Source organism: Streptomyces sp. NPDC030838, from assembly GCF_055572035.1.
The window spans coordinates 307,674-328,027 of record NZ_JBVIED010000005.1 but is presented as its reverse complement, the minus strand read 5'-3'; the positions used below and the strand labels follow the sequence as shown (position 1 = coordinate 328,027).

22 protein-coding genes are annotated in these 20,354 nt (G+C 69.0%); 12 read left to right on the top strand and 10 right to left on the bottom strand.

Annotated features, from left to right (window positions below):
- Positions 1 to 67: 67 nt before the first annotated feature.
- Together ACZ42A_RS16960 and ACZ42A_RS16955 are read left to right on the top strand one after the other, a co-directional pair.
- Entirely contained in the window at positions 68 to 1,414 is a 1,347-nt protein-coding gene (locus tag ACZ42A_RS16960; RefSeq protein WP_468527975.1) for a DUF445 domain-containing protein, read from the top strand.
- A gap of 50 nt (positions 1,415 to 1,464) precedes the next feature.
- A complete protein-coding gene (locus ACZ42A_RS16955) occupies positions 1,465 to 2,943 on the top strand; it encodes an MFS transporter (protein WP_468527974.1) in 1,479 nt (492 codons plus the stop codon).
- A 65-nt stretch (positions 2,944 to 3,008) separates the two neighbouring features.
- On the opposite strand, the gene ACZ42A_RS16950 is transcribed toward ACZ42A_RS16955, so the two are convergent.
- Together ACZ42A_RS16950 and ACZ42A_RS16945 are read right to left on the bottom strand one after the other, a co-directional pair.
- Positions 3,009 to 4,487, bottom strand: coding sequence for an alginate lyase family protein (locus ACZ42A_RS16950; protein WP_468528102.1), 1,479 nt, complete (start codon positions 4,485 to 4,487; stop codon positions 3,009 to 3,011).
- A 115-nt stretch (positions 4,488 to 4,602) separates the two neighbouring features.
- Entirely contained in the window at positions 4,603 to 5,088 is a 486-nt protein-coding gene (locus ACZ42A_RS16945) for a DUF2269 family protein (protein ID WP_468527973.1), read from the bottom strand.
- A 172-nt stretch (positions 5,089 to 5,260) separates the two neighbouring features.
- Between ACZ42A_RS16945 and ACZ42A_RS16940 the strand changes: the two genes are divergently transcribed.
- Complete coding sequence (locus tag ACZ42A_RS16940) at positions 5,261 to 6,211, top strand: GlxA family transcriptional regulator (RefSeq protein ID WP_468527972.1); 951 nt, start codon at positions 5,261 to 5,263, stop codon at positions 6,209 to 6,211.
- A gap of 35 nt (positions 6,212 to 6,246) precedes the next feature.
- Here ACZ42A_RS16940 and ACZ42A_RS16935 read toward each other — a convergent pair whose 3' ends face one another.
- Positions 6,247 to 6,555 carry a hypothetical protein gene (locus ACZ42A_RS16935; protein ID WP_468527971.1) on the bottom strand — a complete coding sequence of 103 codons (309 nt, stop codon included), beginning with the start codon at positions 6,553 to 6,555 and terminating at the stop codon, positions 6,247 to 6,249.
- A gap of 133 nt (positions 6,556 to 6,688) precedes the next feature.
- Here ACZ42A_RS16935 and ACZ42A_RS16930 point away from each other — a divergent pair, with 133 nt between their 5' ends.
- The 3 genes from ACZ42A_RS16930 to ACZ42A_RS16920 all read left to right on the top strand — a co-directional run bounded on the left by ACZ42A_RS16930 (position 6,689) and on the right by ACZ42A_RS16920 (position 8,668).
- Positions 6,689 to 7,114, top strand: a complete 426-nt coding sequence (locus tag ACZ42A_RS16930) for an Hsp20/alpha crystallin family protein (RefSeq protein WP_468527970.1) — start codon at positions 6,689 to 6,691, stop codon at positions 7,112 to 7,114.
- Between the two features lie 121 nt (positions 7,115 to 7,235).
- A complete protein-coding gene (locus ACZ42A_RS16925) occupies positions 7,236 to 7,688 on the top strand; it encodes a DUF2267 domain-containing protein (RefSeq protein WP_468527969.1) in 453 nt (150 codons plus the stop codon).
- 176 nt (positions 7,689 to 7,864) lie between these two features.
- Positions 7,865 to 8,668, top strand: coding sequence for an alpha/beta fold hydrolase (locus ACZ42A_RS16920; RefSeq protein WP_468527968.1), 804 nt, complete (start codon positions 7,865 to 7,867; stop codon positions 8,666 to 8,668).
- Between the two features lie 318 nt (positions 8,669 to 8,986).
- On the opposite strand, the gene ACZ42A_RS16915 is transcribed toward ACZ42A_RS16920, so the two are convergent.
- From ACZ42A_RS16915 to ACZ42A_RS16900, 4 genes are all read right to left on the bottom strand, one after another.
- Positions 8,987 to 9,508: a DUF6879 family protein gene (locus ACZ42A_RS16915; RefSeq protein ID WP_468527967.1), complete on the bottom strand. Its 522-nt coding sequence runs from the start codon at positions 9,506 to 9,508 to the stop codon at positions 8,987 to 8,989.
- A gap of 51 nt (positions 9,509 to 9,559) precedes the next feature.
- Positions 9,560 to 9,793: a DUF6087 family protein gene (locus tag ACZ42A_RS16910; protein WP_468527966.1), complete on the bottom strand. Its 234-nt coding sequence runs from the start codon at positions 9,791 to 9,793 to the stop codon at positions 9,560 to 9,562.
- 227 nt (positions 9,794 to 10,020) lie between these two features.
- Entirely contained in the window at positions 10,021 to 10,572 is a 552-nt protein-coding gene (locus ACZ42A_RS16905; RefSeq protein ID WP_468527965.1) for a GNAT family N-acetyltransferase, read from the bottom strand.
- Positions 10,569 to 11,834 (bottom strand): helix-turn-helix domain-containing protein, encoded by a 1,266-nt coding sequence (locus ACZ42A_RS16900; protein ID WP_468527964.1) that lies wholly within the window; start codon positions 11,832 to 11,834, stop codon positions 10,569 to 10,571. The genes ACZ42A_RS16905 and ACZ42A_RS16900 overlap by 4 nt, the downstream gene beginning before the upstream one ends.
- A 179-nt stretch (positions 11,835 to 12,013) precedes the next feature.
- Here ACZ42A_RS16900 and ACZ42A_RS16895 point away from each other — a divergent pair, with 179 nt between their 5' ends.
- The 4 genes from ACZ42A_RS16895 (at position 12,014) to tgmC (ending at position 14,883) form a co-directional block, all read left to right on the top strand.
- The gene (locus ACZ42A_RS16895) at positions 12,014 to 12,337 is read left to right on the top strand and encodes a hypothetical protein (RefSeq protein WP_468527963.1); all 324 of its coding nucleotides are present in this window, start codon (positions 12,014 to 12,016) and stop codon (positions 12,335 to 12,337) included.
- A 143-nt stretch (positions 12,338 to 12,480) separates the two neighbouring features.
- Positions 12,481 to 12,747, top strand: a complete 267-nt coding sequence (gene tgmA, locus ACZ42A_RS16890) for a putative ATP-grasp-modified RiPP (RefSeq protein ID WP_468527962.1) — start codon at positions 12,481 to 12,483, stop codon at positions 12,745 to 12,747.
- A gap of 5 nt (positions 12,748 to 12,752) precedes the next feature.
- Positions 12,753 to 13,721, top strand: coding sequence for an ATP-grasp ribosomal peptide maturase (tgmB, locus tag ACZ42A_RS16885; RefSeq protein WP_468527961.1), 969 nt, complete (start codon positions 12,753 to 12,755; stop codon positions 13,719 to 13,721).
- The gene (gene tgmC / locus ACZ42A_RS16880; protein WP_468527960.1) at positions 13,708 to 14,883 is read left to right on the top strand and encodes an ATP-grasp peptide maturase system methyltransferase; all 1,176 of its coding nucleotides are present in this window, start codon (positions 13,708 to 13,710) and stop codon (positions 14,881 to 14,883) included. The genes tgmB and tgmC overlap by 14 nt, the downstream gene beginning before the upstream one ends.
- 12 nt (positions 14,884 to 14,895) lie before the next feature.
- On the opposite strand, the gene ACZ42A_RS16875 is transcribed toward tgmC, so the two are convergent.
- From ACZ42A_RS16875 to ACZ42A_RS16865, 3 genes are all read right to left on the bottom strand, one after another.
- Entirely contained in the window at positions 14,896 to 16,296 is a 1,401-nt protein-coding gene (locus ACZ42A_RS16875) for a YDG/SRA domain-containing protein (RefSeq protein WP_468527959.1), read from the bottom strand.
- Positions 16,297 to 16,346: 50 nt separating this feature from the next.
- Entirely contained in the window at positions 16,347 to 17,360 is a 1,014-nt protein-coding gene (locus ACZ42A_RS16870) for a hypothetical protein (protein WP_468527958.1), read from the bottom strand.
- Positions 17,361 to 17,424: 64 nt separating this feature from the next.
- Positions 17,425 to 18,897 carry a glycoside hydrolase gene (locus ACZ42A_RS16865; RefSeq protein WP_468527957.1) on the bottom strand — a complete coding sequence of 491 codons (1,473 nt, stop codon included), beginning with the start codon at positions 18,895 to 18,897 and terminating at the stop codon, positions 17,425 to 17,427.
- 239 nt (positions 18,898 to 19,136) lie between these two features.
- Here ACZ42A_RS16865 and ACZ42A_RS16860 point away from each other — a divergent pair, with 239 nt between their 5' ends.
- Positions 19,137 to 19,913 carry a class E sortase gene (locus ACZ42A_RS16860; RefSeq protein ID WP_468527956.1) on the top strand — a complete coding sequence of 259 codons (777 nt, stop codon included), beginning with the start codon at positions 19,137 to 19,139 and terminating at the stop codon, positions 19,911 to 19,913.
- Between the two features lie 84 nt (positions 19,914 to 19,997).
- Positions 19,998 to 20,309, top strand: coding sequence for a DUF6412 domain-containing protein (locus ACZ42A_RS16855; RefSeq protein WP_468527955.1), 312 nt, complete (start codon positions 19,998 to 20,000; stop codon positions 20,307 to 20,309).
- Positions 20,310 to 20,354: the final 45 nt, after the last annotated feature.

The window sequence follows — 20,354 nt, the reverse complement described above, 5'->3', positions numbered from 1 at the left end:
GATCCGTTCCAGGAGTCGGTCAGGAAGGGACAATGTCATAGCGGGGTATCGGGAACGGGTGGAGTGGATGGATCTTACGAAACCGGAAGAAACCGGCCAGGCGCGGCAGACGGCGGCCACCGCCCGCGTCCCCGCCTCCGCCGCCCGTGCCATGACGACCTTCAGCGCCGCCGACGAGGAGAAGCAGCGCGGCGTGCGCCGGATGAAACTCACCGCGACCGGTCTGCTGCTCCTCGTGGCACTGATCTACGTCCTCGCCAAGGTGGCCTCCCACCAGGGCGCCGGCGCCTGGGCGGGCTATGTCGCGGCCGCCGCCGAGGCCGGCATGGTCGGCGCGCTCGCCGACTGGTTCGCCGTCACCGCCCTGTTCCGCCACCCCCTCGGCATCCCCATCCCGCACACCGCGATCATCCCCACCAAGAAGGACCAGCTGGGTGTCTCGCTCGGCGAGTTCGTCGGCGAGAACTTCCTCTCCGAGGACGTCGTACGGCAGCGGCTGCGCGCCGTGGGCATCGGCAGCCGGCTCGGCGCCTGGCTCGCCGAACCCGCCAACGCCGACCGGGTCACGGCCGAGCTGGCCACCGCCCTGCGCGGCGCGCTGACCGTGCTGCGCGACTCCGACGTCCAGGCGGTGGTCGGCGAGGCGATCACCCGGCGGGCCGAGGCCCAGGAGATCGCGCCCGGCATCGGCAAGATGCTGGAGAAGGTCGTCGCCGACGGCGGCCACAAACGGGTCGTCGACCTGATCGTGACCCGGGCGCACGACTGGCTGGTGCTGCACAGCAGCGAGGTGATGGACGCGGTCGAGGGCGGCGCGCCCGGCTGGACCCCGCGGTTCGTGGACCGCAAGGTCGGCGAGCGGGTCTACAAGGAGCTGCTGCGCTTCTGCGCCGAGATGCGCGACATGCCCTCCCACCCGGCCCGCGGCGCCCTCGACCGCTTCCTCACCGACTTCGCCTCCGACCTCCAGTCCGACACCGACACGCGCACGCGGGTGGAGCGACTGAAGGGCGAGGTGCTGGGCCGGGGCGAGGTGCAGGACCTGATCGCCTCCGCCTGGACGGCCGTACGATCCATGATCGTCGCCGCGGCGGAGGACGAGCGCAGCGAGCTGCGGCTGCGGGTCCGGGCCTCGCTGCTGTCGCTCGGCGCCCGCCTGGCCGTCGACCCGAAGACGCAGAACAAGGTCGACGGCTGGATCGAGGGCGCGGCGGTGCACGTCGTCACCACCTACCGCAAGGAGATCACCTCCCTGATCACCGACACCGTGGCCGGCTGGGACGCCGAGCACACGACGCGCAAGATCGAGGCGCACATCGGCCGTGACCTGCAGTTCATCCGGATCAACGGCACGGTGGTGGGTTCCCTGGCGGGCCTGCTGATCTACACGGTGTCGCGGGCGCTGGGGGCTTAGGAGCGGCTCTTCCGGGGCACTCGGGCGACACTCTCGACGAGGAGGAGCCCGTGTCCGTCGGTACCGTCACCACCGATCTGCCCGCCCGCCTCGACCGACTCCCCTGGTCACGCTGGCACTGGATGATCGTCTTAGGACTCGGCACCGTCTGGATACTCGACGGCCTGGAAGTCACCGTCGTCGGCAACATCGCGAGCCGCCTCTCCGAGCCGGACAGCGGGCTGCCGATCACCTCCGAGCAGGTCACCGGCGTCGCGGCGGCGCTGTACGTGGCGGGCGCCTGCTCCGGCGCGCTCTTCTGGGGCCGCCTGACCGACCTCTTCGGCCGCAAGAAGCTCTTCATGCTCACCCTCGCGGTCTACCTCGCCGCCACCGCCCTGACCGCCGTCTCCTTCGACACCTGGTGGTTCTTCCTCTTCCGGTTCCTTACCGGCTTCGGCATCGGGGGCGAGTACGCGGCCATCAACTCCGCGATCGACGAGCTGATCCCGTCGTACTACCGCGGCCGCGTCGACCTGATCATCAACGGCAGCTTCTGGCTGGGCGCGATCGGCGGCTCGCTGCTGTCGATCGTCGCGCTGGACACCGCCCTGTTCCCCGCCGACGTCGGCTGGCGGCTCACCTTCGCCCTCGGCGTCGTCCTCGGTCTGGTCATCCTCCTCGTCCGGCGCAACGTCCCGGAGAGCCCGCGCTGGCTGCTGATCCACGGCCGGGAGCGGGACGCCGAACGGGTCGTCGCCGAGGTCGAGCGGGAGGTGGAGGAGCAGACGGGGAAGGCCCTGCCGGCGCCCGAGCAGCGGATGATCATCCATCAGCGGCGCAGCATCGGCTTCGGCGAGATCGCCCGCACCGTCTTCGCCACCTACCGCAAGCGCGCGGTCCTCGGCTTCTCCCTCTTCATCGGGCAGGCCTTCCTCTACAACGCGATCACCTTCGGCTTCGGCGCGATCCTCACCAAGTTCTTCGACGTGCCGTCCGGCGACACCGGCTACTACTTCGCCGTCCTCGCCGCCGGCAACTTCCTCGGCCCGCTGCTGCTCGGCAAGCTGTTCGACACGGTGGGCCGCAAGGTGATGATCTCCTCCACCTATCTGGTCTCCGGCCTGCTGCTCTTCGGCACGGCGTGGTTGTTCGACCGCGGCTCGCTGTCAGCCACCACGCTGACGGCCTGCTGGTGCGCGGTGCTGTTCTTCGCCTCGGCGGGCGCGAGCAGCGCGTATCTGACCGTCTCCGAGGTCTTCCCGATGGAGACCCGCGCGATGTCCATCGCCTTCTTCTACGCCATCGGCACCGCCGCCGGCGGCATCAGCGGCCCGCTGCTCTTCGCCGACCTGACCGGCACCGGCCGGGTCGGCGACACCGTCCTCGCCTTCCAGATCGGCGCGTCGCTGATGTGCGCGGCCGGGCTGGTCGCGGCGTTCCTGGCGGTACGGGCGGAACGCCGCTCCCTGGAGGACATCGCCCGGCCGCTGACGGCCGCGGCGGAGGCGGCCTCGTCGTCGGCGGCGGCGGTGCGGGCGACTCCGTAGCCGGGCCGGTTACGAGGACCTGCCGTAGCCGGGCTTGTTACGAGGACTGGCCGTAGCCGGGCCTGTTACGAGGACTTGCCGCGGCGGCGCAGGAAGAGCAGGCCGCCGGCCACGGCGGTGATGCCGGTGGCGGCGACCCAGCCGGCGAGGTCGCTCGCGCCGGTGGCGGCGAGGTCGTCGGTGGGGGGCTTGGAGGCGGTGGGGGTGGGGGTGTTCGCGCTCGTGCTCGGGGACGTGGCCGTGGCGGCGGGCGTCGGGGTGGCTGTGGTGTCCGCCGTCTGAGGCGTGCCCGGCGTGCCCGGCGTGCCCGGTGTCGTGTCGGGCGTGGCCGTCCGGTCCCGGGTGAACGTCAGCGTGCCGAAGCCGAGCTGGTCGTAGCCGCCGCTGTTGGGGCCGTAGTCCCCGCCGCCGCCCTCCGGGGCGGACTTGGCGGCGATCTGAGTGACGTACGAGGCGTCGAGGCCCCGGCGCTTGGTGTAGTGGTTGGCGATCACCGCCCAGATGGGGCGGGTCATCGCCGGGTCGACGGGAGCGGCCTCGGTGACGGTCTCGCTGCCGGACCAGCCGCCGATGGCCCCCTTCTTGCGGGTGTTGGGCGTGAAGGGGACCTTGCCGCCCATGCTCCACTTGGCCACGTACTGGGCGCCCTTGAGGAAACGGTTGTCGTCGTAGCCGTACAGGTCGATGCCGTGGTTCCACGCCATCTCGCAGACCGTGCCCATCAGGCCGACGCCGAGCAGCGCGTGCCCCTGGTCGCGGCCGGCCTCCAGCCACTCGGCGAGTCCGTCGTCGTACACCACGGGAATGGCGTTCCTGATCGAGCCGAGGCCCTCTCCGTGCTTGAAGTAGTCGACGGCCCGGTCGACGATCGCGGCGTCGTCGCAGAAGATGCCGGTCGCGAGGACGCAGGCGAGGGCGGCCAGGTCCCAGTTGGTCCAGTAGTTGCTGACGACGGCGCCGTTGTGGCGGGTGAGGAAGTCGTCGCTGGGCGCGTGGAAGACGTCGCGCAGCATCCGCTGGAAGCGGTCGAGCGCGAAGTCCTCGTGGTCGCGCACGAGTTCGGCGGCGTTGGCGATCTGGTAGCCGTACAGCCCCGTGGCGAGGAACCGGTCGGCGGAGCCGTCGATCCGGGTCAGCTTCGCCGACCAGGCGTTGAGGATCGCGACCGCGGTGTCGGCGTGCGCGCTGTCGCCGGAGACGTGGAAGCGCAGGGCGTTCTGGTAGGCGGCGTGGATGTCGTTGTAGAGGATCCGGTAGTTCTCCGGCGTGCCCGAGCCCCGGTACACGGTGGCCTGCGGGTTGGCCGTCCAGCCGCTCTGCGCATGCCGGTTGGCGGTGAGCTTGGCGAACCCGGCGGTGTAGGGGGCGGCGCCCGCCTTCACCTTGGCGGCCATACGGTCCAGGTCGGCGCGGGTGTGCAGGAGGCGGGGGTGGGCCGCCTGGGCCGGGGCGGCCTGGGAGGAGGCGGCCGTGCCGATGCCGATACCGATGCCGGTGCCGAGGGTGGCGGTGGCGATGCCGGTGGCTCCGGCGGCCTTGAGCATGCTGCGGCGGCTGATCTGTCGTATCACGTGGCTCGTACCTCGTACCTCGACGTCTGGGGTGGGGGACGGTGAGGAGACGCCGGGGGGAGAGGCCGATAACAGAAATCTTCGGGGCCTACGCGCCGGTCGTGGACCCGGGCCGCACGATCATCAGCACGGTGACCACGGCCCACAGCAGGTTGAAAATCCCGGTGACCATGGCGAGCCGTACGGTCGCGTCCCGCGACCCGCTCTCTTCGAGTGGCCCGCTCTCTCCGAGTGACCCGCTCTCTTCGAGCAGCGCGCTCTGCCGGGGCAGCACGAGCGCGACGAGCACCAGCGCGGCGAGCGCGGTCAGCACGATGGACACGATCAGCCAGGCGTCGCCGAGCACGCCCATGCTGCTCGCGGTGGCGAACCCGAAGACCGGCACGACGACGCCGATGGTGGCGTAGACCCGGCAGATCCGGTGCAGCAGCTGGACGGTCTCGGCGGCCCGTGGATCGCCGGGCTCGGCCAGCGCCCGGCGCGCGGCGGGCGGGAACATGCTGGCGGCGACGGTGACGGGCCCGATCGCGACGATCGCGGCGAGGACGTGGACGACGAGGAGGAACTTGGTCACGCCGTGACGGTAGGCGGGCCGTGGATCTTGGAGAAGTGGCGATAGTGCCAGGGTTCGACGGATTCTCGCCAGGGCCGCTGTACGGCGCTGTACGGCGCTGTGCGGCGCTCAGGTGCCCTCGGCGCGACCGGGCCCGGTTGGCGACAACCCGTCGCATGCCTACGATCCCGCCATGCACACCGTCGCCGTACTGGCCCTGGACCGGGTGATCCCCTTCGACCTGTCCGCCCCGATCGACGCCTTCGGCTGGGCACGGCTGCCGGACGGCCGGGAGGCGTACCGGGTGCGGGTCTGCTCGGACCGGGAGGAGGTGAGTGCGGGCGCGTTCACGGTCCGGGCGCCGTACGGCCTCGACGCGCTGGCCGAGGCGGACACGATCATCCTGCCCGGCGTGGAGGACCCGCCGGACCCGCTGCCGCCGGGCGTCACCGAGGCCCTGCGCGCGGCGGCGGCCGAGGGCACGCGGATCGCGTCGGTCTGCGTCGGCGCGTACCTCTTCGCGGCGACGGGCCTGCTGGACGGGCTGCGCGCGACCACGCACTGGATCGCGGCGCCGGACCTGGCGGCGCGCTACCCGAGGGTCACGGTCGACCCGAACGTCCTCTACGTCGACAACGGCCAGTTCCTGACCTCGGCGGGCGCGGCGGCGGCCATGGACATGTGCCTGCACATGATCCGCAAGGACCACGGCTCGGCGGTCGCCGCCCACGCCGCCCGGATGTCCGTGATGCCGCTGGAACGGGAGGGCGGCCAGGCCCAGTTCATCGTCCACGACCGCCCGCCGGCGCCGTCGGGAGCCACCTTCGAGCCGCTGCTGAGCTGGCTGGAGGACAACTGCGACAAGGCCCTGACCCTGGAGGACATCGCGGCGCGGGCGGGCATGAGCACCCGGACCCTGAACCGCCGCTTCCGCGAGCAGACCGGGACGACGCCGTTGCAGTGGCTGCACCGGGCGCGGGTGCGGCGGGCGCAGTACCTGCTGGAGACGACGGCCCACTCGGTGGACCGGATCGCGGCGCAGGCGGGCTTCGGCTCCCCGACGGCCTTCCGGGAACGCTTCCGGCGGGTGGTGGGAACGAGCCCGCAGGGATACCGGCGGGCGTTCAGGTCAGGTGATCTCTAGCGGTCGTCAGGCGATCTACAGCGGTCAGGGAGCGGTCAGGGCTGGTTCTGCCGGTCGGCGACGGCCCAGGAGGCGAGGGCGACGGCGCCGGCCACCCCGAAGACGGCGGGCCAGGCGCCCACCTTCTTGGCGAGCGGGTGGGACCCGGCGAAGGCGGCGACATACGCGACGGTGAGCGCGCCCGCGGCCTTCCCGCCAGCCCGCTGCCGCCACTGCTGCGCGGCCGCGGCGCCCGCGACGGCCAGCACGGCCCCGCCGAGCTGCCGCTTCTCGGTCCAGCGGGCGACGCCGTAGCCGCCGACGAGTCCGCTCGCGGCGACGAGGGAGCTGGGAATGTTCGCCATGGTGCGACACTACGCGGCGCCTTGACCCCGAACTGAACCTGAGTCGGGGCTTGTCAAGTTTCCTCCCCGGAGTTATATAAAAACCCGTAGGGCATCGCATATGGACAGCGCCTGATGAGAGGAGTGACCTGTGATGCTCATGCGCACCGACCCGTTCCGCGAACTCGACCGTCTCGCGCAGCAGGTCTTCACCACCGCCGCCCGTCCGGCCGCCATGCCGATGGACGCGTACCGGTCCGGGGACGACTTCGTCGTCCACTTCGACCTCCCCGGTATCGACCCCGAGACGATCGAGCTGGACGTCGAACGCAACGTCCTGAACGTCCGCGCCGAGCGCCGCTCCCCGGCCCCCGAGGACGCGGAAGTGGTGGTCGCCGAGCGCCCGACGGGCACGTTCACCCGCCAGCTCTTCCTCGGCGAGACCCTCGACACGGACCGCATCGACGCCTCGTACGACGCCGGTGTGCTGACGCTGCACATCCCGGTGGCCGAGGCGGCCAAGCCGCGCCGGATCCAGGTCACCGGCGGCGAGAGCGGTCAGAAGCAGTTGAGCGGCTGAGCAGCTGCTGATCTGCGGACCGCGCGGACTGAGGATGGAACCACGCCCCCGCGGGCCTGGCGGGCAGGGCCACGGCCCGCGGGGCGTTCACCCCTGTGGACTGGGAGGAGATACGGAAACGATGACGATGACGGTGACGACGACACGGGACCGAGCCACCACCCCGGTGGGCACGGACGGCTGGCCGGAGCTGATCGAGGCGGTGCGAGAGGCGGGCCAGTACCCGACCCGGGCGGAAGCGGAACGCATCACCCGCATCGTCCTGTCGGCCCTGGGCGGCCACGTCACAGGAGAGGAACGAGTGGACCTCGCCCGCTCCCTCCCCACCGAGGCGGCGAGAGTGATCGCCTCCCAGATCCCGGCGACCCGTCCCCTGACCGCCGCGGAGTTCGTGGACTCGGTGGCCACCCGCATCGAGGGCGCGACCCCCGCGACGGCCCGCTGGGACGTCAGCTCGGTCCTGAGCGTCCTGCCACCCCTGATGGGCGAGCCCCTGCTGACCCGCATCCTGTCTTCACTTCCCCCGGGCTACGCCCTGCTGTTCGGCGTACCTGACCTGACCCCGGCGGAGTAGCGGGGCCTGCTGTAGCCGCTGCCGGGCACGCCACTATTTGATATTTGACGTGAGCGGAGGAGCCGAGGCACCCGGCAGCGGCGAGCGCGGCGAAGCCGAGGACGAGAGAATTGGCGTACGAGACCGCCACAGCAGGCACGGGGGGCGGGCGACGGGGAAGAGGGGGAAGTGGGGACGTGAACGTGAACCACCTGACGACACCCGACGGTACGAAGATCGCGTACCGCACCCACACCCCAAGGAGCCGGCCCTCCACGGCCCGAGCTCCCCTCGTCCTCCTCCATGGCCTGGCAGGCCACATGGGCGAGTGGGACGCCGTCCGAGACCACCTCCTGCACGCCGGCCACACAGTGATCGAGTACGACGCGAGAGGCCACGGCGCCAGCACCCGCCGCCCACCGACCATGACCCGAGCGGCCTGCGTAACAGACGCGGCAACGCTGATCAGAGAACTCTCCCCATCTCCCGTAACCCTGATAGGCCAGTCCCTGGGCGGCCACACCGCGATGCTCACGGCAGCCGCCCATCCCGACCTGGTCACGTCCCTGATCCTGATCGAAGCGGGCCCGGGCGGCCCGAACCCCACCCTGCCCACCGAAATCGCCTCCTGGCTGAAGAAGTGGCCCACCCCCTTCGAATCCCTGTCCTCCGCCGAGACCTTCCTGGGCCACGAGGCCTGGGCAAGAGGCCTGGAACAACGAGACGACGGCTGGCACCCCCGCTTCGACCCAGCCCAAATGACGGATGCAGTCCAGGAACTGGCCACCCGCTCCTACTGGCAGGAGTGGTCCCGGATCACCTGCCCAACCCTGGTCGTGCGCGGCGAGAACGGCACCATCCCGGACGAGGAGTTCACCGAGATGAAGACCCGCCGCCCCAGCACGCACACCACCGTGATCCCTGACGCGGCCCACGACGTCCACCTGGACCAGCCGAGGCGTCTGTACGAGGCGATCGCGGCGTTCCTGCAAACCACATAGCCGCACCCGGCGACGAACCCGCCACCCACAACCCCACCGTCCCCGCCGGCCCCACCCCTGGGCCGCCCGGCCGAGTAATTCCCTGCGGTGGAGGGGTGAGTGTCAAGAGTGAAATCGGCGAAGCCGACGCCCGAAGGGCGCTCTTGACACTCACCCCGGAACCGCCACCCTCGGGAGAACCGGGCGGCCATGGGCCACTCACACCCAACGGTGCGTCAAACTCCGCTATGACGGCGAAGCCGTCAGCCGTCTCTCAGACCGTCCTTGCTGAACTCCACGAAGTCTGTCCAGGAGGTCGGCGGGAACCTCACCGCTGTGTCAGGGCTCGTACTCGCTGTGTGGGATCGCGGCGCCCCACAGGACGTCCCGGACGGAGGCGCATTGCGCCACGATGGCAGGGTCGTCGATCAGCTCTGATCCAAGGACGCGGCCGTCCTCGTCGAAGTGGCCCACGGCGAGGAGCTTGTCGTCAAAGAGCCACCAGTCATTGCCTCCGACCGGGAAATGACGGACAGGCAGTGCAGCCCGGGAGATCCAGCGGATCTGCTCTCCCGCTGCGACGTTAGTCGGCGTTGTGGCGTGCTCCCACCGGATGTAGGAGCTGTGCGGCTCGGTGACGACGCGCACGCGCCGTACGGTCTTCCCCTCGCGGGTCACTCGCCGCACCATCGCGAGCCACGGCTCCATGAAGGAATTGTCCACCGGCTCACCACGGAGCCAGCTCGCATAAGGGCCGTCCTCATCCGGGACGGAGTAGTCGTCCCTCAGCTCCAGGTGGAAGGCGTCGCTCTTGAAGCGCTCAAAGAGCCGGTTGCGCTCGGCGCTGGAGATCAGACCCACGAGGTTCCTCCAGTAGGGCGATGATCGCGGCCTCGGGGGGCTCGACCACGGTCACGGAGCGGGGTCGTGGCCGATCTGGAGTTCGTTCGCCCACGCCTGGGCCGTGGCGAGGGTTGGCGCGGTGCCGACCACCTGGTACGTGAAGTCGTCCCACTCCTCCAGGACCCGCGGCTCGTCGGGGCGGAGGTGGCCGGCCCCGCCGTGCACCGGCCGGTGACGGCGGTACTGATCCATCGGCGGGCGGCGGCGCTTGTTGTACGCGGCGAGTGGGTCGTCGGCGTCCACACGCGGCACAGGGCGGGATGGCTGGTTCGGGGGGCCGGGTCGGCGGTGCTTGCCCATGCGCTCGATGGTCCCAGGCCGCGATCGTGGTCGGCCGGGCGGCGGCGAGTTCCTTCGCCTGGATCCGTATGTCGTTCACCGTGGCGGTGTCGTACCGGGCGGGCGACGTCCAGCAGCGTGTTTCTCCCCCTTCATGGATTGTCGGTAGGGAACGAGGGAGTGGTCGTTCATCACCTCCTATGCAGGGGCTCTCGCATCATCGAGGCAAACACAGGCGAGTCGGCGAACGGCTGTTGCTCGCCGATCTTCTCGTATCCCCAGCGCTCGTAAATAGCCTGGACTTTCCCGTCACCCGCCTTCGGATTGACCAGCAGAGTGACTCGCTCCTCCTTTCTGCCCGCGAGAAGCTCCTCATGGATGCGGTGGGCCAGCCCGGTCCCTCGCCATGCCCGCCGGACCACGATCTCGTTCAGGGCGAGCGTTCGCCGACCGGTCTCGACTGTGTAGCCCTCGGGCAGCGGGGTCGTCATAGCGGCCCACCAACGGGTGCTGGGCCCGAGGGGCGTGGCGTACGCGAACCCGGCAGCTTCCGGACCGTCGTACGCGATGACCGTCTCCCAGCCCGGCACCGAGCTGTGCGCTGACAGCCGCTCGTTGAAGCGCTCAGCGGAATAGAAGGGACCGGTGAGGCTGAGGTCCCGCTGGCGGACCTCGACGTGTATGTCCACGATCGTCTGCCGAATCGGCTCGACGTCGGTGTAGTGCCGCAGTTCAAGGCTCACAGAAGCTCCCTTTCGAACCAGTCGCGGGTGACGGGGGCATCGGGCGCAAGGGCGTGCAGCCGGTGCCCGAAAGTGTTCAGAAGTCGGGCGGTCCGCCCATGTCGCGCCTGCGCGGGAATTTTGTGCGCGGTGGCTACGGCGAGTTCCGGCTCGCGCTGGCCCAACTGCGCGTGGGCGAGATGGACGAGGGCCAGGGCTCGATTCCGCTTCAAATCGGGCCGCAGCCTCGCCAGGGTCTGGTGGGCATGCGCCTCTGCCTCCTCCCACAAGCCGAGCGTGGTGGTGGCGGTCAAGGCGAGTAGGTGGAACTCGGCCGAGTCGTAGAACCGCAACCATGCCGGTCGCGGTGCATCGAGCTCTGCGCGGCCGAGTGCGGCCTGGGCGAGACCGAGGCACCGCAGCGCTGCCTGCCGATCGTGAAGGTCTGCGTGATGCACAGCCGTACGCGCGTGTACCAGAGAGGCGTAGAGCGGATCCCGGGCGGCTCGAGTGCGCTTCGCGGCCTCGTCGGCTGCGAGGGCGCTGGTGTACTGCCCGAGGTGCCGGTACAACGCTCCGGCATGTCCCCAGATTCGGAATTGCATCGAAGGATCGCCGGACAGGCCGGCCAGGGCGACGGCTTCCTTGAGATGCCGTTCAGCCTGATCGAGACGTCCCCCGTCGATGGCGGCCCACAGTGCGGAGCCGGTGAAGGCCGCGGCGAGTCCGTAGAGCTGTCCGCGTACTCGCTGGGAGGCGGGCCTGGTTCGTTGGAGGTGCAGGGCCCGCCGGGACCAGTCGAGGGCCTCCTGCTCGACTTGCTGAGTCCCGCCGGCCTTGTTGTCGTCGGCGACGATCAGCGCGAACTGGGCGGCGAGCCGATTCACATCGGACTGGCCGACCCGGCCTGGGGAGCCGACGGCGGATGCAGTGGCAGTGGGTGTGAGGGCGGCGGCGGAAGTGAGGAAGGTTCGGCGGAGCACAGGCTCCTCCTCGGCGTGCTGTGTTCTGGCGGACTTCGGGTGATTGACCACGGACCTGGCATGGGGCACGAATCCCAGCTCGATCGCGCTACACCCGAATACTGCCTCCAGGGCCAGCCGCTGTTTGGCCTGCGGCCACCGGGTTTTTCCGGCCGTGAGGTTGTGGATCGTGCGGGCGGAGACGGTGCCGCGTTGGCCAGTGACCAGTTCGATCGCGGAGTTCATCGCCTCGGCTAATTCCTCCTGTGTGAGGCCCAGTTGTTGCATCTGCCTCTTGAGCTGCTGATTGTCGGCCGCCACGTCGTCCACCGTAACGGCGTCAGTTCCTCGGCATCCCCTCCCGCGTAAAGAACGGGTCAGTTTTTCCGGCTGCGCGCGGACGGCCGGAAGGCGGTTTTTCCTGCCGATCACACTCCCATCGGCTGTTCACTCACTGTGACAGGACGAACACGAGCCTCTTGGAGTCAGTTGTGGAGCCGGTGACCGAACGAGCCGAGGTCCAGCACCTCGACCGCACCCAGATCCTCGCCGAGATCCGAGCGATCACCCGCCCCCGCCTCGACGTCCCCTCGCTGCCCAGCACCCTGCAACGGACGGAGACCGTCTCCGGCATCCTCCGCTCCCTGCTCGCCGAGTCGCAGCACGACGGCCGCGAGTCGATCCGGGTGATGCGCCGCCTCGGCACGCGCCTGCTGACCGAGGCCCCGAAGGGCGAGCCGACCCCGTATGCCGCCTGGCAGCACCTCGTGAACCTCGCCCGATGCACGGAGGCATTCCTCGACGTCGAGGGCCGCGGCCGATGAGACGCGGCTGCCCCGACTGCGAGGCGTTCCGCGCCGAACGCGCGGCTCAACTCCGCACCGGCGAAGGCGACCTGGGCGACCTCCTCACCCGCGTGGCCTTGCACGAAGCGACCGCACACCCCACCCCTGTGGAAGGAGAAGCAGTGACCGCACAGACCGCTCCAGCCGAGCTCACCATCGTCCGCCCCTGGGGCATCCGCCGCCTGGCTCCGTACCCCACGACGCGGAAACTGCCGTACGCCACCGTCACCATCGACCCGACCACACAGACCGGCATCTTCCGTGACCACAAGGGTCAGATCGTCGACATGGGCAAGCACGGCACCAGCTCCGGCACCGAGACCTCCACCGCCACCAACCTCGACTCCCAGCCCGACCAGGGCCACGACCAGGACAGCGAGCAGGACTGACTGACGTGACCGAGAAGGGATTCGTGCTGGTGGCCACCGAGCCGCACGACGTTACCGCGGACATGGTGATCGGCCACCTGAACCGACGTGGCGTACCGGTGGTCCGCTTCAACCCGGCCGACATCGGTGCGGAGCTGACGCTCTCGGCTCGCTTCGACGCCTGCCCGGCTCGAGTCGTCGGGCAGCTCAGCACCCCGTCGAGAAGCGTCACGCTGGACGAGGTGCGAGCGATCTACTGGCGTCGCCCCGTGTGGCCGACCTTCGGCCACCTTCCCGACAGCGACGCGCGATACGCCGCAGCCCAGGTCCGCTACGGCCTCGGTGGCACCCTCTACGCCCTACGCCACTGCTACTGGGTCAACCACCCGCTCAGAAACGCCGCCGCCGACTACAAGCCGGCGCAGCTGGCGCTTGCTCACTCATTCGGGCTCCGGGTACCGCCGACGCTCGTGACGAACGATCCCGACGAGGCCCGCCGCTTCGTCCGCGAGCACGGACAGGTGATCTACAAAACGCTGCGGTGGACGCCGTACGAACACGACGACATTGGCCTCACCACGTGGACCGAGCCGGTTCGCGCCGAGGAACTGGACGACACGGTGAGCGTGACCCCCCACCTCTTCCAGTCCCGCGTCGACAAGGTCGCGGACCTGCGGGTGCTGATCGTGGGACGGCGCGTGTTCACCGTACGCATCAACTCCGGCCTCCTGGACTGGCGCAAGGACTACGCGGCGCTCACGTACGACGTGGTAGACCTGCCGGACCGCCTGTCGCGGACCCTGCTCGCCTATCTGGACCACTACGGTCTCCCCTTCGGATCCTTCGACCTCGCCGTGGACCGTGACGGCGAGCTGCACTGGCTGGAGCTGAACCCCAACGGCCAGTGGGCCTGGCTGGAGGAGAAGACCGGACTGGAGATGGCGGCCGCGTTCGCCGACCTGCTCGCCGAAGGAGATGTCGATGCTGTTGGCTGAGAGCGCACCGCGCCGGCGGGCCCTCGCCGACCGGCTGGCGGCAGCCGGTGCACTGAAGGACCCGAAGTGGCGGGCGGCGGTCGAGGCAGTCCCGCGGGAACTCTTCCTCAATCCGGGAGTGTTCCTGCCGGCCGAGCGCGCACGCTGGCGCCCGGTGACGGCTTTGGACTCGGCCCCCGAGGACTGGCTGGACATTGCGTACAGCGACCGCTCCTTGGCCACTCAACTGGACGGCCGCCTGACCGCGGACGCGATGGCCGAGCCGGTCACCGGCACCCCCACGTCTTCCTCGACGACTCCCATGACGGTGGTCGGAATGTTGGAAGACCTGGACGTGTCAGACGGGCACACTGTCCTGGAGATCGGCACGGGCACCGGCTACTCCACCGCCCTGCTCTGCCACCGCCTCGGCGAAGACAACGTCACCACGGTCGAGGTCGACCCGCAGGTCGCTGCCCGAGCGGACGCCGCCCTGGAGGAGATCGGCTTCTCCACGTGGACGGTGACCGGGGACGGCCTCCTGGGCCACCCACCGCGAGCCCCGTACGACCGAGTCATCGCCACCTGCGCCGTACGCCGTATCCCCTACACCTGGATCCGCCAGACCAAGCCCGGCGGCATCATCCTGGCCACCCTCGGCTTCTGGCCCTACGGCGCCGGCCTGGCGAAGGTCACAGTGAACGGGGACGGCACGGCCGAAGGCCGCATCATCGGCCGCTCCTCCTTCATGCACGCCCGCTCCCAGGCCACCATCCCCGTGTCCGGTGACCTGTCGTCCCGCACCGCCTATGCCGAAACCGAACGCCCCACCAAACTGCCTCCAACCCTGCTGGACGATTGGATGCCGGCTTTCCTCGCCCAATTGGCCTCCCCTGGCGTCCAACTCGTCCTCGCCCGAGCCGGTGACGGCACCGAACTGCGCTATCTCTTCGACATCAGCCGGGAGTCTTTCGCGGCTTTCACCGAAGACGGCGCCGGGGGCTGGACGGTCCGTCAGGGCGGGCCGGTTGCCCTGTGGGACGACATCGAAGAACCCCTCATCGCGTGGCGTGACGCAGGGCAACCCGATATCCGTGCCATTCGGGTGAGCGTGAACAAGTGGCGTCACTCGTATTGGGTTGAGAAGAATCCTGTCTTGCGATGGAATCACTGCATTGCCTGACAGTCTTGCTCTCTATTTCGAGTCATTTAGGGGCAATGCGTGATGCTCCCGGTGATAGGCAAGGTGTTTTGCTGAGATTTCATGCTCGCTTACAATCCGTAGCGGAGAACGGTGGCCTGTCGCGCGGTCGAATACCGTTAGGTCGGATTCTATGGCTAGCATGCCAAAGTCGAATGCTACGTGGTGATTCGGGCAGAGGCAGAGGATGTTGCTGGGGTCGTCTGGCCCATTGTGAGGGCTGCCAAGCGGGCGAATATGGGCGGCTTCAGCGTATGCGCCCGTCGGGGTCGTAATGCGGAGGCCGCAGACCTGGCATGTATGCTGATGGATCTGTTTTACCCAGTTGGCGATCGCAGTGCTTCTAATGACTCGTTGCACTTCAGAAGCGCGGCGGCTGGGTCTAGGGTTTCCGGCAGGCGGCGGAACCGGTTGACTGGAGCCTTCGGTGGACGGGGTTGGCAATGCAACTTCCCTGATCGCGTCGAGGGCTCTCAGGCGGAAGCGCCACACCAGAAAATCGGAGACCCCTTTTTGTGACCAGTGATCTTCTACTTGGTAAAGTCCGTCATAGCGCAATCCTGTGGGCGGAGCGTAATTGGAGTGCTTGCCTGCCCCACGTATGACACGGATCGGCCGCCCGGAAGCCATACTGTTAACCAGTGCCGCGTTTCCGCGACTCAGTTCTTGATCGTGAGTGTGACGCCCTTCGGTCTGACCTCCCTGGCCGGTGTATATGATCATCTCGCCGTGATCTTCGTCGTCTGGATAGCCGCCAGAGACCACAATTGACTTTGCTTCTTCGCGCTGCTTTCCCCAAATTCCGGCCTGCCTGGGTCGGTGCACGTTCGCGGCTGCCAATGCCTCACGGTCTTGGAATATGGTTCCTACCGGTACGTAGGGAGGGTGGCCGAAACCGTCAAATGGCTCTTCCTGGAGGCCTACGTCTATGAGGATTTCTTGCCAATCCTCGTGCGGGAAGTACGCCTGCATCAGAGTGCAGGTGGCCCGATCGCGGAATGCTTCGTCATTCGCTATGAGCGCATAGAGTGTCGACTCGAGGCCGCCATTAGGGTTCTGTTCGTCTAGCCACTTTCTGAGTGATGATCCGCGGGCTTGAGGGACGTCTCCTATAACGCCTTCCAGCGTCCAGAGCGGTGACCGGTGGAGCGCAGTAAAAGGGTACTGGGGGTCCGGCGTTGAATTTGGTCGCCCGTGACGCTCTAGAAGTTTCCGCAATGTTCGCTCGGAGTTGCGCCAAGGCGTAAGTCGAGCTTTTCGTTGGTATGCCCTCCCCATAGCCCAAAGCAGAACAATTGGCTGATGGCGGGCTGGCTCCCCCGATGACTTATCTACGCGTAGTGATTGCAGGGCGGCTAGGTAGCCGGTGGTGCTTGCAGTAAAACCGTCTGGCATTGTCAGACCCCCCTATTTGGCCTTGAGAATGGCTGCGGCAGTCGACTTCTCTAAGCGCTTCCGTGACACTCCCCATAAACCTGCCCCGCCCCACACCAACACCCCGCCCCCCTCTGCGGCGGCCAAGCCACCGCCCGCCCCCGTGCCGCCAGCGTCGTCGCGTACTGCGGCAGCAGCGTCGCGTCGGACGGCGACGAGCCCTCCGATGCCGCGAAGGCCTCGTACGACGGGACAGTCCCCGTCACGATGCCGAGGTTGGTCGTGCCGGAGGCGGCCAGTTCGCGGAGTGCGGACTCTATGGTCGCCAGGTGCTCCTCGTAGGACGGGTACTCCGTGGACAGGGTCGGGTAGTCCGTCAGGAGTTCCGACAGCTCCTCCGCCGGCCAGTGGAGGATCGCCACCGGGAACGGGCGGGAGAGGGCCTCGCGGTATGCGCCCAGTTCCGCCTGGAGGCGGGAGATCTCCGCCTTCAGTTCCGCCGGGTTTTCCGAGCCCAGGGACCACACCCGCTTCGGGTCGTGGAGTTCGTCCAGGGAGACCGGGAGGGAGTGGAGGGTGTCCGCGAGGGTGTCCCAGTCGTCGTGGGGGAGGCCCTGCATGCGGCGGATGCGGTGGCGGGTGACGAGGAGGGGGCGCACCGAGGCGGAGGGGTCCGTGTCCGGAGGCAGGAGGAGGGTTGCCGCCTCGGTCAAGGTGGCCTGCGCTGCCTCCAGCTCGTCGTGTGACTCCAGCGCCTCCGCGATGATCACCCAGGGGGCCGGGTCCCGCGGGGTGGCCACCCTGATTCCGTCGATGATCGCGCGGGCCTCCGCCTCGTGGCCGTACTCCCAGAGGTTCGAGGCCTTCAGGGCGCGGACCAGGTGAGGGTTGTCCAGGGCGGACGTCTGAGAGAGGAGGCGGTCGTAGAGGGCCGTGGCCGCGGGGCGGTCGCCGGCCAGTTCCCGGTGGGCCGCGGCACGGAGGAGCAGGGCCTCGGCGTCCTCGGGATACAGGCCGGCGGTTCGCTCCAGGCGGGCCGCTTCGGCGTGGTGGTCGACGTTTTCGGCGGGCGTGTCGGGGCGCATGAGGGACACCGTACTGCCCGGGGCTGACAAGGGTGAGATATCCGGATGTCGAGCGGCCTACGTCCTAGATCGCCACTCCGTCCACTTGCAGCGTCTGCACCGCCCCCGCCGCGAACGGCACGCTCACGGTCTTGCCGGTCAGGCGGGTGTCCGAGTACGCCCGGTACTGGTCACCGCCACCCGTCACCGTGTTCCAGCGGGGGACCAGACCGCCCGTCCCGCCCGTCACCGTCGTGAAGCGGGAGAGGTCGAACGTCAGGGTTTGGGCCGTCGTCGATGTGTTCACCGCCACTATCACCAGGCGGCGCGCCGTCCGGTCCAGGGCCGCCACCGCGTAGCTCACGCCCGTGTCGAGGATCGTCATGCCCGGGCGGATGTGGCGGCTGAACTGGGCCATCACGTAGTACTTCTGCTGGACCGTGGTCGGCTGGAGTGTTGCCGGGTCGTACGCGATCATCGCCCAGCCCGTCGTCGGGTCCATCACCTGCCAGTAGCACCACGCCGTGGGGTGCAGCCAGCGGAAGTCGTAGCAGAGATTCCGCGCCATGCTCAGGCCCGTGCCGTCGCTGTCGCCCGTCTCCGAGTTCCACAGTTTCTTGCCGGACGTCGACACCACGTCCGTGTAGAGGAGGTCGCGGCGGCCGCCCGCGCCCTGGTAGCCGTGCACGTTCACCTGTGAGACCAGGGCCTTCGTCGAGGAGCCGAAGGCGGACCAGGTGGAGCGGGCCACGTCGTAGTTCGTTTCGTCCGACGCCGCTATGCGGATCCCTGTCAGGCCGCGTTTGTCCAGCTCACTGCGCATGTACGGCAGCACCGCCGCCTGGACCGACGGGTCCATGTGGCAGCCCTCCTGCGTGCCCGTCGCCGTCCACCAGCTCGACGCCGGCTCGTTGAAGGGGTCCACCGTCGCGAAGTTCACACCCCAGTTCGTCTTCGCGTGCGCGGCCACCGCCGCCAGGTGGGACGCGTGCTGGCGGTAGTTCCAGGTCTGGAGGTTGTTGCCGCCGTCCGCGGCGCCCGACGGGTTGTGGTTGTAGCACATCCACCACATCGGGGAGTTCGCGAAGAGTTCCGAGATCGCACCGCGCTGGGTCGCCTTCACCAGCATCGCCCGCTGGTTCGCGTCCGCCGTCCAGTCCCAGGCCGAGGACGCCGGGTCCTCGTTCGTCCAGTCCTGCCAGAAACCCTCGATCTGCTTGAACGCCGGGATGTTCGGAGACTCGACCATCGACTCGCCGTTCACCGTGTTCCAGCTGCACGCGCCCAGGTTGTAGCGGGCGATGTTCAGGCCCAGGCCGGGGAGGGTGCGGCCGCCGTACGACACCGACTTGGTGGTGAAGAAGAGGTCGGCGAAGTCGTCCCGGGCGCCGAAGACGTTGGCCCACCAGGCCAGGGACGTGCCCCAGCCCTCCCACGTGCCGTACGTCGTGGAGGGGTTCACGGCGATCGTTGCGTCCGCGTGCGCCGTGCCCGTCGCCAGGGTGCTTCCGAGGAACGCGCCGCCCGTGGCCGCGAGCAGTGTTCTGCGTCGGATCATGGTCCTCCTGCCTCGTCTTTCGACTCTCGTCTTCCGTCTTCCGTCTTTCGTCTCTCGCCCGTCGCCCGGTCGCTGTCGAATCGGTGTGGCATGTTCAGCTCAGGCGTCGCCTCGTGAAGCATCGGGGGTCGCGGGCGGGCTGTCGAGGGTTTCGACAGGGCTTTCTCAAACCCACAGAGGAAGCCTCGGGCTCGGTCACGGCCCTTCATGGCTTCGCCGCCCGCCCTTATCGTGCGGCCATGCGCGCGCCCGTGCCCGTGCCCGTCGTCCAGCACCGCACCCGCCGCCGTCGCGCCCTGCGCCGGCGCCTTCTGCGCTCCGGGGGTGAAGGGCTCGTCACCCTCGGTCTCGTCCTTCTGCTCCTCGTCGTCCACCAGCTGTGGTGGACCAACCGGCAGGCCAGGGCCGATGCCCGGCGCGAGGTGCAGGTCCTGGAAGAGGCGTGGAAGCAGCAGTGGCAGCAGGCGGAGGCGGAGGTGGGGAGCAGTTCGTCCGATACGACCGAGCCCTCGTCCCCCACTCCCGAGCCCCCGACACGGCATCCGCCCCCACAGCCGCGCACCGCCGCCGCCCCGTACGCCATCCTCACCATCCCCCGCCTCCACCTCCGCGTCCCCGTCGCCGAAGGCATCAGCCGGTCCGCCGTCCTGGACAAGGGCTACGTCGGCCACTACCCCGGCACCGCTCCGCCCGGCCGTCCCGGCAACTTCGCGCTCGCCGGGCACCGCAACACCCATGGCGAGCCCTTCCGTCGTCTCGACCGGCTCGGCAAGGGAGACACCATCCGGGTGGAGACCGGCACCGCCGTCTACACCTACGCCGTCGACCGCACCCTCCCGCGGACCTCCGCCCGCGACGTCGGCGTCATCCGCCCCGTCCCCAGGAGCCTGGTCCACCCGGACCGCGGCTATCGCGCGCCCGGTTTCTACGTCACGCTCACGACCTGCACCCCGGAGTACACCTCCCGGTACCGTCTGATCGTCTGGGGCGTCCTCACCGCCGTACGACCGCGCTGACACAGCACTGAGACATAGCTGAGGTATAACCGTTCCTACGTACATGTGTATGAGTGAGACGAGTTGAGAGAGGAGGAGCCGCCGATGTTCCAGGCCTGGGCCAACCTGCGCCCCGCCGCCCTGCTGCTCGTCCTCTTCCTCGAGGTCGTCCTGCTCGACGCCGGCAGCCTCTCCGCGACCGTCGCGCTGGCCGCGACCGCCGCGGCCGGGTCCGCGCTCGCCGTCTGCTCGCTGATCGCCGCGCGCTGTGCGCCCGCCGTGCCGCCCACGCGGGTACGGACGGCGATCCGGGACCGAGACCGCCGTACGGCCTTCCTGCCACAACGCGATCCCGACGCCCGGGGGCGTACGCGTCCCCGAGCGCCCGGGCGTGCCCTCCCGGCGGCCTTCGCGTAGGGCAGCACCGCAGCAGCACCGCACCAGCTGCCTGACCCTGCGCAC

What these genes read in the sequence shown, in the direction of transcription:
- ACZ42A_RS16960 (WP_468527975.1), top strand. Translation starts at nt 68, where the DNA reads ATGGATCTTACGAAACCGGAAGAAACCGGCCAGGCGCGGCAGACGGCG.
- ACZ42A_RS16950 (WP_468528102.1), bottom strand. Translation starts at nt 4,487, where the DNA reads ATGCTCAAGGCCGCCGGAGCCACCGGCATCGCCACCGCCACCCTCGGC.
- ACZ42A_RS16940 (WP_468527972.1), top strand. Translation starts at nt 5,261, where the DNA reads ATGCACACCGTCGCCGTACTGGCCCTGGACCGGGTGATCCCCTTCGAC.
- ACZ42A_RS16935 (WP_468527971.1), bottom strand. Translation starts at nt 6,555, where the DNA reads ATGGCGAACATTCCCAGCTCCCTCGTCGCCGCGAGCGGACTCGTCGGC.
- ACZ42A_RS16930 (WP_468527970.1), top strand. Translation starts at nt 6,689, where the DNA reads ATGCTCATGCGCACCGACCCGTTCCGCGAACTCGACCGTCTCGCGCAG.
- ACZ42A_RS16925 (WP_468527969.1), top strand. Translation starts at nt 7,236, where the DNA reads ATGACGATGACGGTGACGACGACACGGGACCGAGCCACCACCCCGGTG.
- tgmC (WP_468527960.1), top strand. Translation starts at nt 13,708, where the DNA reads ATGCTGTTGGCTGAGAGCGCACCGCGCCGGCGGGCCCTCGCCGACCGG.
- ACZ42A_RS16875 (WP_468527959.1), bottom strand. Translation starts at nt 16,296, where the DNA reads ATGCCAGACGGTTTTACTGCAAGCACCACCGGCTACCTAGCCGCCCTG.
- ACZ42A_RS16870 (WP_468527958.1), bottom strand. Translation starts at nt 17,360, where the DNA reads ATGCGCCCCGACACGCCCGCCGAAAACGTCGACCACCACGCCGAAGCG.
- ACZ42A_RS16865 (WP_468527957.1), bottom strand. Translation starts at nt 18,897, where the DNA reads ATGATCCGACGCAGAACACTGCTCGCGGCCACGGGCGGCGCGTTCCTC.
- ACZ42A_RS16860 (WP_468527956.1), top strand. Translation starts at nt 19,137, where the DNA reads ATGCGCGCGCCCGTGCCCGTGCCCGTCGTCCAGCACCGCACCCGCCGC.
- ACZ42A_RS16855 (WP_468527955.1), top strand. Translation starts at nt 19,998, where the DNA reads ATGTTCCAGGCCTGGGCCAACCTGCGCCCCGCCGCCCTGCTGCTCGTC.